Source organism: Variovorax sp. V35 (assembly GCF_041154465.1).
GTDB classification, from domain to species: domain Bacteria; phylum Pseudomonadota; class Gammaproteobacteria; order Burkholderiales; family Burkholderiaceae_C; genus Variovorax; species Variovorax boronicumulans.
Genome location: NZ_AP028666.1, coordinates 6,452,592 through 6,464,339 on the forward strand (window position 1 = coordinate 6,452,592; position 11,748 = coordinate 6,464,339).

General features: G+C 68.0%; 9 protein-coding genes. 3 read left to right on the plus strand and 6 right to left on the minus strand.

Annotation, left to right across the window (positions count from 1 at the left end):
- Positions 1 to 2: 2 nt before the first annotated feature.
- Positions 3 to 1,646 carry an AMP-binding protein gene (locus ACAM42_RS29700; RefSeq protein ID WP_369630295.1) on the minus strand — a complete coding sequence of 548 codons (1,644 nt, stop codon included), beginning with the start codon at positions 1,644 to 1,646 and terminating at the stop codon, positions 3 to 5.
- 85 nt (positions 1,647 to 1,731) lie between these two features.
- Here ACAM42_RS29700 and ACAM42_RS29705 point away from each other — a divergent pair, with 85 nt between their 5' ends.
- From ACAM42_RS29705 to ACAM42_RS29715, 3 genes are all read left to right on the plus strand, one after another.
- Positions 1,732 to 2,421, plus strand: coding sequence for a TetR/AcrR family transcriptional regulator (locus ACAM42_RS29705; RefSeq protein WP_369630296.1), 690 nt, complete (start codon positions 1,732 to 1,734; stop codon positions 2,419 to 2,421).
- A 32-nt stretch (positions 2,422 to 2,453) separates the two neighbouring features.
- A complete protein-coding gene (locus ACAM42_RS29710) occupies positions 2,454 to 3,719 on the plus strand; it encodes a branched-chain amino acid ABC transporter substrate-binding protein (RefSeq protein WP_369630297.1) in 1,266 nt (421 codons plus the stop codon).
- A 193-nt stretch (positions 3,720 to 3,912) separates the two neighbouring features.
- Positions 3,913 to 7,131, plus strand: a complete 3,219-nt coding sequence (locus ACAM42_RS29715) for a bifunctional cytochrome P450/NADPH--P450 reductase (protein WP_369630298.1) — start codon at positions 3,913 to 3,915, stop codon at positions 7,129 to 7,131.
- Between the two features lie 39 nt (positions 7,132 to 7,170).
- Here the strand turns inward: ACAM42_RS29715 and ACAM42_RS29720 are convergent, their stop codons facing one another.
- From ACAM42_RS29720 to ACAM42_RS29740, 5 genes are all read right to left on the minus strand, one after another.
- Complete coding sequence (locus ACAM42_RS29720) at positions 7,171 to 7,944, minus strand: triacylglycerol lipase (RefSeq protein ID WP_095746971.1); 774 nt, start codon at positions 7,942 to 7,944, stop codon at positions 7,171 to 7,173.
- Between the two features lie 84 nt (positions 7,945 to 8,028).
- Positions 8,029 to 8,664 (minus strand): TetR/AcrR family transcriptional regulator, encoded by a 636-nt coding sequence (locus tag ACAM42_RS29725; protein ID WP_062478422.1) that lies wholly within the window; start codon positions 8,662 to 8,664, stop codon positions 8,029 to 8,031.
- Positions 8,665 to 8,694: 30 nt separating this feature from the next.
- Positions 8,695 to 9,162, minus strand: a complete 468-nt coding sequence (locus ACAM42_RS29730; protein ID WP_369630299.1) for a phasin family protein — start codon at positions 9,160 to 9,162, stop codon at positions 8,695 to 8,697.
- A gap of 86 nt (positions 9,163 to 9,248) precedes the next feature.
- Positions 9,249 to 9,800 carry a hypothetical protein gene (locus ACAM42_RS29735; protein ID WP_369630300.1) on the minus strand — a complete coding sequence of 184 codons (552 nt, stop codon included), beginning with the start codon at positions 9,798 to 9,800 and terminating at the stop codon, positions 9,249 to 9,251.
- A gap of 146 nt (positions 9,801 to 9,946) precedes the next feature.
- A complete protein-coding gene (locus tag ACAM42_RS29740; RefSeq protein ID WP_070063828.1) occupies positions 9,947 to 11,653 on the minus strand; it encodes a wax ester/triacylglycerol synthase family O-acyltransferase in 1,707 nt (568 codons plus the stop codon).
- Positions 11,654 to 11,748: the final 95 nt, after the last annotated feature.

Here is an 11,748-nt window from a genome sequence, read left to right on the forward strand (position 1 = left end):
TTTCAGGTCTTGTCTTTGAGCAGGCGGCGCAGCACCTTGCCTGCGCCCGTGGTGGGCAATGCATCGATGAAGCTCACGGCGCGCGGCGCCTTGTAGCTCGCCATGTTCTCGCGCGCCCAGGCCACGAGCGCGTCGGCCTCGAGCGCGGCGCCGGGCTTGCGCACGATGAAGGCCTTCACGACCTCGCCCTTCTCGGGATCGGGCTGCGCGATGACCGCCGCCTGCGCCACCGCAGGGTGCTTGATGAGGATGGTCTCGACCTCTTCGGGGAACACGCTGTAGCCCGAGACCTTGATCATTTCCTTGAAGCGGCCGATGAAGGTGAGGTAGCCGTCGGCGTCGAGCTTGCCCATGTCGCCCGTGTGCACCCAGCCGTTGCGCAAGGTGGCGGCGGTGGCCTCGGGCTTGTTCCAGTAGCCCTTGAACGAGCCGGCGCTGGTAAGCACGATCTCGCCGACTTCGCCCGTGGGCATGTCGGCCTGCGTGTCGGTGTCGATGATGCGGATGGTCACGCCCGGCACCGGCACGCCCTGCGTGCCCCAACGCGGCGCCACGTGCGGCGTGTAGGTGTCGCAGGTGTGGGTTTCGCTCAGGCCGTAGGCGGCCTCGAACGAGCTGCAGTGGTTGGCGTGCGAGCGCCACTGCGCGGCCAGCGGTTCGGTGAAGGCGATGCCGAAGCTGGTGACCGGGTTCATCTTCAGGCTCGACAGGTCGAAGCGGGCGATGTCGGGCACCTGCATGCAGGCCACGTTCATCGGCGCGATGCTGTACCACCAGCTCACCTTGTAGGCGGCAATGGCCTGCAGCACGGCGCGCGGGTCGAAGCGGTGCATCAGCACCGAGGCCGCGCCGCTGAGCACGGGCACGTTGACGCCCATGAGCATGCCGGCGATGTGATACAGCGGCGCGATCGACAGCAGCACGTCGTCCGGCCCCACGCCGTTGCAGTCGGCCGCGGCGCGCGTCTTGAAGAGCGCGTTGCCGTAGCTGAGCATCGCGCCCTTGGGCAGGCCGGTGGTGCCCGAGGTGTAGGTCATGAGCGCGATGTCGTCCATGTCGATGGCGACGGGCTGCGGCGTGGCGCCGCTGCGCATCACGGCGAGGAAGTCTTCGCAGCCTTCGGGCACGCTGCGTTCGGCGGTGCGCTCGGCGGCCAGTTCGGCCGGCAGGTCGAGCGTGGGCTCGGCGGGCAGCAGGTCGGCGTAGTGCACCACGAACACATGCGCGAGCGCGCTCTCGGCCTGCACCTTGCGCACCACCGGCACGAGCGGCGCGGCCGCGACGATCACGCGCGCCTTCAGGTCGTTGACCTGGTAGGCCAGCTCGTGCTCCTTGTTGAGCGGGCCGCTCGGGCAGACGATGGCGCCGATCTTCTGGATGCCGAAGTGCGCCACCAGGTACTGCGGGCAGTTGTTGAGGAACAGCACCACGGGTTCGCCCTTGGCCACGCCCAGGGCCTGCAGGCGCGCGGCGAAGGCGTCGCTCGCGCGGTCGAGCTCTGCCCAGTTCAGGGCCTGGCCGTACCAGAGGCAGGCGGTGGCGTCGCCGCGCGTGCGTGCGTGGTCGCGCAGGTAGGCGTGCAGGGGCTGCTGCACGCGCGGCGGCAGTTCCTTCAAGCGTTGCGGAATGGCGGGCGTTGTCTCCATGGCGTCACTTTCTCAGGGTTATCGATAGCCGCCTGCGCATGGCCGGCGCTTGCCAATGCGGCATGGTGCACGAACAATCCTACCCATGGGTATAACTTCCGCGACACCGAACAAACCCTCTGCCACGCACACGGCGCTGGCGGCGCAGCCGCACCTGCCGCAGGGCACGGGCCGCCAGCGCGCGGCCACGCAGGGCACCGACCTGCAGCGCGAGCGCATCCTGCAGGCGGCGGCGCAGCTGTTTGCCGCGCAGGGCTACGCCAACACGACCATGGCGCAGATCGTGCGCGAGCTGGGCGTGACCAAGCCCTTCGTGTACTACTACTTCCGCGACAAGCAGGAAATCTTCGAGACGCTGTCGTGGCGCCCCGCGGTCGACTGCTTCACCGCGCTCGACTTCGCCGCCGCCGACCCGCGCCGCGCGAGCGAGAAGGTGATGGAAGGCATCGAGCGGCTGATCCGCGCCACCATCTCGCACCACCCTGTGGCCTTCTTCGCCTACCGCGAGCCACAGGTGTACCGCCCCGAGTACCTCGAAGCGCAGAAGAAGCTTGCGCACCACTTCTACGACCTGCTGTGCCCGCTGCTCGAAGAAGCCCGGCGCGACGGCGACCTCAACTTCGACGAGACCAAGATCACCGCGCTCGCGGCCTGCAGCCTGCCGGGCTTTCTCTACAGCTGGTACCGCCCCAACGGGCGCCTCTCGCCCGACGAGGTGGTGGCGCAGCTCACGAAGCTGGCCAGCCGCGTGATCGGGCTGCGCGCGACGCACTGATTCCGTCTTTCACACACCCTCCGGAGACACCCATGAAGCTCACGCATGCGCCATTGGCGCGGATCGCCCTTGCCTCTTTGCTTGCCATCGCCGGCACCGCGGCGCAGGCGCAGGCCCCGCAGCCGACCTACAAGATCGCCTACATCGATCCGTTGTCGGGGCCGTTCGCCAACGTGGGCGAGTTGATGCTCATGCACACGCAGTACGCCATCGAGGACATCAACGCCAAGGGCGGCGTGCTCGGCGGCATGAAGCTGCAGCTGCTGCAGTTCGACAGCAAGCTCTCGGCGCAGGAAAGCCAGAGCGCGCTGCAGGCGGCGATCGACCAGGGCGCCAAGGCGATCGTCACGGGCGGCTCGGGCTCGTCGGTGGTGACGGCGCTGGTGCTCGCGGTGGCGCGCTGGAACCAGCGCAACCCGGGCAAGGAACTGATCGTGCTGAACCACTCCTCGATCGACCCCGAGATGACCGGCAAGGGCTGCAGCTTCTGGCACTTCCAGACCGAGGCCAACACGGCGATGAAGATGAAGGCGCTGGCCAACTACATCAAGAAGACGCCTGACGTGAAGAAGGTCTACCTGCTGAACCAGGACTATGCCCACGGCAAGCAGTGGGCCAGCTACGGCCGCCAGCTGGTGGGCCTGGCGCGTCCCGACATCCAGTTCGTCGGCGAGACGCTGCACCCCATCGGCCGCGTGAAGGACTTTGCACCCTACATCGCCAACATCAAGCAAAGCGGCGCCGACTCGGTCATCACCGGCAACTGGGGCCAGGACATGACGCTGCTGCAGAAGGCCGCGGGCGACGCGGGCTACAACCTGCGCTACTTCAACCACAGCGCGGGCTCGGTGCCGGGCACCGTCACCGCCGTGTCGCAGGCCAAGACCGGGCAGCTCACCTGGGTGGCCGAATGGCACCCGGGCCAGGCCGACACGCCGAAGGTCGATGCACTCGCCAAGGCCTACAAGGCCAAGACCGGCAAGGACTTCCTCGCACCGCGCATCGACCTGACGCCGCGCCTGCTGGCCGCCGCCATCACCAAGGCCGGCAGCGCCGACACGGTGAAGGTGGCGCGCGCCCTCGAGGACCTGAGCTTCGACTCGGTGGTGGGCCCGGTGCGCATGCGCGGCGAAGACCACCAGCTGCTGCTGCCGCAGGTGGTGAACACCATCGCGCCGGTGGACGGCAAGACCGTGAAGACGGGCTGGGAAGGCACCAACTACGGCTTCCGCACCGATGCGGTCTATACCGGGAACGAGCTGGCGCAAGGCACCGACTGCAAGATGGTCCGACCCTGACTGAGTTCTTTCGGGGGACCTGCCCAGGCCACTGTGAATAGCGATCACGCTGACGGCGTGATCGCCCCCTGCGCCGCGTCATTGTTTCCTAGGGAAACCCCGTCCTGCCCACCCCCTGTGCCATCGGGATACTCCGGATTCGCATCCCGGACATCCGAAGCGGGTCCATACCGAAGGCACAACAAGGTACACCATGGCAGGAAAGAACTCGCTCCATCCGATCCCCCATCCGGCGAAGAAACCCTTCGTCGGCAATCTGCTGTCCATCGGCTCCGACTCGCCGGTGCTCGACATGTGGAAGATCGCGCAGGACCTCGGCGGCATCTACTGGCTCGACATGCCGGGCATGCCGGTGATCGTGGTGTCGTCGCCCGCGCTGGTCGACGAGCTGTGCGAAGAGCCGCGCTTCGACAAGAGCACGCGCGGCGCACTGCGCCGGCTGCGCGCCGCGTCGCACGGCCTCTTCACGTCGGACACGCACGAAGAGACCTGGTCGAAGCCGCACAACATCCTGCTGGCCAACTTCAGCCAGCGCGCGATGCAGGCCTACCACCCGATGATGCTGGACATCGCGGGCCAGCTGGTCACCAAGTGGGAGCGCCTCAATTTCGACGAAGAGGTGGACGTGGTGCGCGACATGACGGCGCTCACGCTGGACACCATCGGCCTGTGCGGCTTCGGCTACCGCTTCAACTCGTTCTACCGCGAGGGCTTCCATCCTTTCGTCGATGCGATGGTGCGCACGCTGGAGACGGTGCAGAACCGGCGCGGCATTCCGCTCGAGGAGCTGATGCTCAAGAAGGAGCTGGCACAGCAGCGCAAGGACATCCGCTACATGCACAAGATGGTGGAAGACATCATCGAGGAGCGACGCGCCAGCGGTGCCGACATCGCCACCAAGCCCGACCTGCTGAGCTACATGATCGCGGGCGTGGACAAGAAGAGCGGCGAGAAACTCACCGACAAGATGATCCGCGACGAGTGCATCGAATTCCTCATCGCGGGCCACGAGACCACCAGCGGCCTGCTGTCGTTCGCCATCTACTTCCTGCTGAACAACCCCGAGGCGATGGCCAAGGCGCAGGCCGAGGTCGACAGCGTGTTCGGCGGCGACACCACGCAAAAGCCCACCTACGCGCAGGTCAACCGGCTGCAGTACGTGATGCAGGTGCTGAAGGAATCGCTGCGCCTGTACCCGACCGCGCCCGCGATCTCGATGCGCGCCAAGGAAGACACCAAGATCGGCGGCCAGTACACGATCAAGAAGAACAACATGGTCATCATGCATGCGCTGGCGCTGCACCGTGACAAGGGCATCTGGGGCGAGGACGCCGACCAGTTCAACCCCGACCACTTCAGCCGCGAGGCCGAGCGCGAGCGGCCCGTGAACGCCTTCAAGCCCTTCGGCAACGGCCAGCGCGCCTGCATCGGGCGGCAGTTCGCCCTGCAGGAGGCGGTGCTCACGCTGGGCATGATCCTGCAGCGCTTCAACCTGGTCGATCACACGGGCTACAAGCTCAAGATCAAGGAAGCGCTGACGATCAAGCCCGAGAACTTCAAGATCAAGGCGCTGCTGCGCGACCCGGCCTCGCGCCCGCGCGGCACCGCAGAGGCGACGGCCGCGCCCGCCACGCCGACGAAGCCCGCCGCGCGCAAGCCGCAGGCGGCGCGCCACGGCACCTCGCTGCTGGTGCTGCAGGGCTCCAACCTCGGCACGGCCGAAGACCTGGCGCGCCAGCTGGCCGAGGCCGGCGAGCTGCGCGGCTTCTCGACCCAGCTGGCCTCGCTCGACGACTACGCCGAGCGGCTGCCGGCCAGCGGCGCGGTGGCGATCGTCTGCGCCTCGTACAACGGCGTGGCGCCCGACAACGCAGCGGAGTTCCACCGCTGGCTCGACAAGGCCGACGACTCGCTCAACGGCGTGCGCTTCAGCGTCTTCGGCTGCGGCAACACCGACTGGGCCGCCACCTACCAGGCGGTGCCGCGCCGCATCGACGAACGGCTAGAAGCCTTGGGCGCCGACCGCGTGCACGAGCGCGGCGAAGGCGATGCGCGCGAGGACATGGACGGCGCCTTCCAGGACTGGAGCGACGCGCTGTGGCCCGCGCTGGTGAAGACCTTCGACATCAAGAACGGCGCCGACACGCCGGCCGAGGCCGAGCCGCTGTACACGCTCGAAGAGCTGCCGCCGCCGCAGAAGAACGCGCTGGTCGATGCGCTGGGCGCCGTCCCGCTGCGCGTGATCGAGAACCGCGAGCTGCAAAGCGCCGGCGCCAACGGCGAGGCCGGACGCTCCACGCGCCACGTCGAGCTGATGCTGCCCGAGGGCGTGAACTACGTGCCCGGCGACCACCTGAGCGTGGTGCCGCGCAACAGCCCCGCGCAGGTCGAGCGCGCAATGGCGCGCTTCGGCTTCGACCGTTCGGCGCACGTGCGCCTGTCGGCCGTGCCGGGGCGCAAGGCGGCGTTGCCGGTGGACCAGGTCATCGCGGTCGATCGCCTGCTGGGCGACTACGTCGAGCTGCAGGACGTGGCCACGCGCAAGCAGATCGCCACGCTGGCAGCGCACACCGAGTGCCCCTTCACCAAGCCCAAGCTGCAGGCGCTGTCGGGCAGCGACGAGGCCTCGCAGGCCGCGTACAAGGCCGAGGTGCTGCACAAGCGCAAGTCGCTGCTGGAGCTGCTCGAAGAGCACCGCGCCTGCCAGGTGCCGTTCGCGGTGTTCCTGGAAATGCTGTCGCCGCTGTCGCCGCGCTACTACTCGATCTCCTCGTCGCCGACGATGACGCCGGGGCGCTGCAGCGTGACGGTGGGCGTGGTGAGCGCGCCCGCGCTGTCGGGCAACGGCACCTTCGAGGGCGTGTGCTCCAACTTCCTGGCGCGCGCCGAGGCCGGCGACACGGTGCACGGCGTGATCCGCGAGACCACGGCCGAGGGCTTCCGCCTGCCGGAGGATGCCAACCGGCCGCTCATCATGATCGGCCCGGGCACCGGCCTCGCGCCGTTCCGCGGCTTCCTGCAGGCGCGCGCGTCGCAGGTCGAACGCGGCGAGGCGCTGGGCGAGGCGATGCTGTTCTTCGGCTGCCGCCATCCCGAGCAGGACTTCATCTACGCCGAAGAGCTGCAGGCCTGGTCGCACCGCGGCCTCATGAAGCTGCACACGGCCTTCTCGCGCGCCGGCGACCGCAAGGTCTACGTGCAGGACCTGATCCGCGAACAGGGCGCTGCCGTGTGGAAGCTGCTCGAAGCCGGTGCCGTGGTGTACGTGTGCGGCGACGGCTCGCGCATGGAACCCGACGTGCGACGCACGCTCAGCGACCTCGCGCGCGAGCACGGACAGGACAGCGCGGCGTGGATGGACAGGATGATTGCCGAGCAGCGCTATGTGCTCGACGTGTGGGCCGGGGCCTGAAGAACCAAGTCTGGAGCCCCAAAGAGTGTTCGCCTCGGATCAGACGTTGCGATCCGGGTCCGGGTACACCAGCGGCCCGAGCATGCCGCGGTTGAAGGGCTTCCATTCGCCCTCGGGCTGCGCCAGCCGGTCGGCCACCGCATAGAGCACGGCGGGGTGCGCGCCGAGCCCCAGGTGGCTCGCCACCACCTCGATGTTCTCGGACTGCGGGCCGGTCTTCTCGAGGCTGCAGCGCCATGCGACGACGCCGTCGGTGCGGCTGAAGATCGAGGTCGTGGGCACGGGCGGCGTGGGTTCGACGAACTTCATGCGGCGCGGGTCGTGCGAGCTCTGGCCGCTCACGCCTTCGTACACGCGCCAGGCGTTGGTGGCGCGCGGGCTGCCCGAGAACGGGCTGCCGAGCGTGATCACGTTGCGGATGAGGTCCTTCTGCGCCGAGGCCAAGAGCCGCGCGTAGACGCCGCCCAGGCTCCAGCCGATCACGCTGACCTTCTGGCCGCTCTTGTCGGCCAGGGTCTTGAGCAGGTCGACCATGCCGTCCTCGACGCCGGCGCGCGGGCCCAGGTTGCGGCCCTGGCCCCAGCCGTGCGCGTCGTAGCCGCGGCTGCACAGGTAGCGGCGCAGCAGCAGCGTGGACATGTCGCTGGCCACCAGGCCCGGCAGCACGAGCACGGGGTGCCCGTCGCCGCGCGGCGCGAGCTGCAGCAGCGGCCACATGGCGAGGCCGGCGCCGGTTTCCCAGAGGGCGCGCGCTTCGGCCAGCAAGAGCAGGCGCGACGGCGGAGCGATGGGTTCGTGGGTGGCGGTGGTCATGATGGCGGCTTCCTTTCTGTTCTTTCTTCTGTAGGACGACGATGGGGGTGCGAAGTTGCATGCCCCGTCGGACGACGACTTCATTTATCCGAGGTATTTGCCCCTCAGGTAATCAAGATAAGCCCTCGATTCGCTGGAAACATACGGAGAAACCAGCGTGAGTGTGTAGAAAGCCGCCAAACCGGGGTCGGCCTGCGCCAGCGCGTCGCGCCCCGGCACGAGCCGCTCGAACGAGAGCCAGCAGGTGGTGGTGAAGACCATCTGCAGCGCGAGGATGCGCGCCTGCTCGGCGCTGGTCTCGATCACGCCCGACGCCACCAGCCCTTCGCACAGCGTCTGGGCGGCGAGCAGGTTCTGCGCGGTCATGGCCTGGGCGCGCTGCCCCAGGGCCGGGTACTCGCTGGCCAGGAAGGCCATGTCGCGGTAGATGAAGCGGTACTCGTCGATGGCCTCGAAGCGCAGGTGCAGCGCGAGCCACAGGTCGTCGATGGCGGTGATGGAAGCCGACGAGCCGTTGAGCACCTCGAGCCGCTGCTCGAAGCGCCGGAACAGCCATTCGACGATCAGCTGCTTGGCCTTGAAGTGGTAGTGCAGGTTGCCCGGGCTCATGCCGAGCTCGGCCGCAATCTTGTGCGTGGACACGGCCGGAAGGCCTTCCGCGTTGAACAGCGCAAGGCTGGTCTGCAGGATGCGATCGCGCGTGGTGTTGGAGCTGGCCACAAGCGGCGTGTTGCGTGCGTTGCGTGCCGCTCAGCGCTTGCCGCCGGAGCCACTTGAACTGGACGGTTTCTCGAGTTTCGCGAGGCGTTCGCGCAACTGCGCCACCTCGTCGCGCAGGGCCTGCACCTCGTCGGCGCTCGGCATGCCCAGGCGTTGCAGGGCGGTGGCGACACGCTGGTCGAACACGTCCTCGAACTTGCGGATGCCGAAGGTGTCCAGGCTGGGGAAGCCGCGCGTCAGCGCCGCCTTGGCACCAACTGCGTCGGCCTTGCCGTGCCCGATGCCCAGCAGGCCTTCGATCACGTTGGCCTGGCGCTTGGCGACATCGTTGCGCACGTTGTCCAGCGCCTTGAGGCCGGCGCGCAGCAGCGCTTCGGCCTTGTTGGTGCCGGCCGCGGTGTCCGCGGGCGGTGCTTTTGCAGCCGGCGCCGCCTTGCGGGGCGCGGCTTTCTTCTTCGCCGCCGGAGCCTTCTTCGCAGGCGTCGTCCTCTTCTTCAACTTGGCTGTGTCATCGGGACGGGTCGCCATGCGGTGGGTGCTCCAGGGGCGTGAAAAATGAAAAGGGCGCGGTCAGCGCCCCGGAATCAGGCCGCCTTGCGGGCAGCGCGGCGAACCGGCTTCTTGGCCGCAGCGACCTTGGCCTTCACGGTGCGCACGGGGGCGGCTTCTTCGGTGCCGCTCACACGGGCTTCGATCTGCTTGGTGCCGGCGACGATGCGGTCAGCGATTTGCACCGACACGGTGGCGAAGGGCTGGTTCACGGCCGACAGGGCGTTCAGCACGGTGGTGGCAGCGGGCGATTCGATCTGGGCGACGCGGTTGGCGACGGTTTCAATGCCGCTGGTGGTGCCGGCGGCGACGCGGTCCATCACGTTCACGATGCGGCTGGTGTCGATGTCCAGGCGGTTGGACAGGAAACCATGCACCTTCTCTTGCGCGCCGATCAGGTTGGCCTTGATCTGCTCGCTCACCATCGGGATCTGGCGGTTGCCCAGGAATTCGCTGTAGCGCGAAGCGGCACCGCCCAGCAGGCGTTGCACGCCGGTGCGGTAGGCACCGACCAGGGTCTTGCCGGCGTCGTTGTACTGACCGACGACGTGGATGGCGGCGGAAGCGATGTTGGTTTGCGTGGACATGTGAGATTTCCTTGAAGTTGATTGGCTCGCGGGGAATCGCGATGGGCCAATCATCTTCCGCAGGGCCTAGGCCTGGAAAACTAGAACGGTCGGAAAACTAGTCCAACTGCCCCAATTTTTTGTCCAGGCCGGGCCGGCCCTGTCGATCATGCCGCAGCGGCGCGCGGCGATGCGGCGGCCTTGCGGGCCGCGGGCCGGGGTGCGGCCTTCTTCGCCGCCGCCTTCTTCGCAGGGGCTTTCTTCGCTGCCGCCTTGACCGGCGCGGCCTTGGCCGGGGCCTTCTGCGCCGTCTTCTTGGCTGCGACGGCCTTCACCGGCGCCTTCTTGCGCGCGGCCGGCTTGCGGGCGGGCGCAGCCGCCTGGGCCTCTTCGTCCGCTTCCGGCGCGGGGGCGGCCACGGGCTTGGGCGGTGTGGCCGGCGCGCCGGAGACGGCCGGGTGCTTCTGCGTCAGCTCCATCAGCAGCTTGTGCTCGGCCAGCAGGTAATCGCCGATCTCGGTGATGTCGGGCACGGCGCGGCGGCAGGCGATCAGGCCGTAGTCCATGCGGCCGTTGTAGCTTTGCACGGTGACGTTGAGCGCGGTGCCGTGGCTGGCGATCGACACCGGGTAGTAGCAGGTGACCAGCGCCCCCGCGAAGTACATCGGGAACGGCGCGCCCGCCACGTTCGAGACGGCCACGTTGGCCGCCGGCGGCAGCAGGTTGACGATGCCCGAGCGCCCCACCATCGACGCGATGCCCGACACCAGCCACGGCGCGGCGAAGGTCGGGAAGTCGTCCAGGATCACGGCCTTGAAGCGGTTCATCGTCGACTTGGAGGAGTTCGACGAGGCGTTGATCGCCTTCAGCCGCTGCAGCGGATCGGTGATGTCGGTGGCCAGGCTCACGAGGATCATGCTGGCCTGGTTGTTGGCCGTCTGGTCGCCCGCCTCGCGCAGGCTCACGGGCACGCCGGCCACCAGCGGCTTGGCCGGCAGCTCGTTGTTGTCGGCCAGGTAGTGGCGCAGCGCGCCGGCCACGGTGGCCAGCACCACGTCGTTGAGCGACACGCCGAAGTGCTTGGCGATGTACTTGGTCTCGGCCAGCGAGATGGTGCGCCCGGCGAAGGTGCGCTGGTTGGTGATCGACACGTTCAGCGAGGTGCGCGGCGCGAAGAGGTTGAACTTCTTCGGCGCGGTGGCGGCCGCCTTGTCGGCCGCCTTCTCGTCGGGCTGGGCCAGGCCGCCGATGGCGCGCGCGATGGCCGGCGCCATCTTGAACAGTTTCACGTACTGCTGCGCCGTGTTGCGCAGCGCCGCCGTGGCGAGCTCGGCCATGCCCAGCTGGTAGCCGTTGCTGCGCGGTCGCGCACGCGGCGGCTTGATCACGCGGCCCGTGGCCTCGAGGTCGAAGATGGCCTTGCCCAGCTCGACGCCGGCCTGCCCGTCGATGCCCGCGTGGTGCACCTTGGTGTATAGCGCCACCTGGCCGCTCTTGAGGCCGTCGATGATGAAGAACTCCCACATCGGCCGGCTGCGGTCCATCAGCGTGGAGTGCAGCCGTGCCACGTACTGCTGCAGCTGGCGGTTGGTGCCGGGCTTGGGCAGCGTGATGTGGCGCACGTGGTAGTCGAGGTCGATGTCGTCGTCCTCGACCCACACCGGATTGGTCATGTCGAAGGGCATCAGCGCGAGCTTGCGCGTGAACACGTCGGCCAGGTGGATGCGGCTGGCCATGAAGGCCTTGGCGTCTTCGTAGAAGTCGCCCTTGTAGCCCTTGGGCAGGTCCAGCACGTTGAGGGAGCCCACGTGCATCGGCATCTCGGGGGTTTCCAGGTGCAGGAAGGTGGCATCAAGACCGCTCAGGTGTTTCATGTGTGGTTCTCCTCGTTGGGGCATGCGCCGTCCGGCAGGATACCGTGGGCATCGCGTTCGTGGGCCTTCGCTTCTTCAGTGTTTCCACCGGGGGA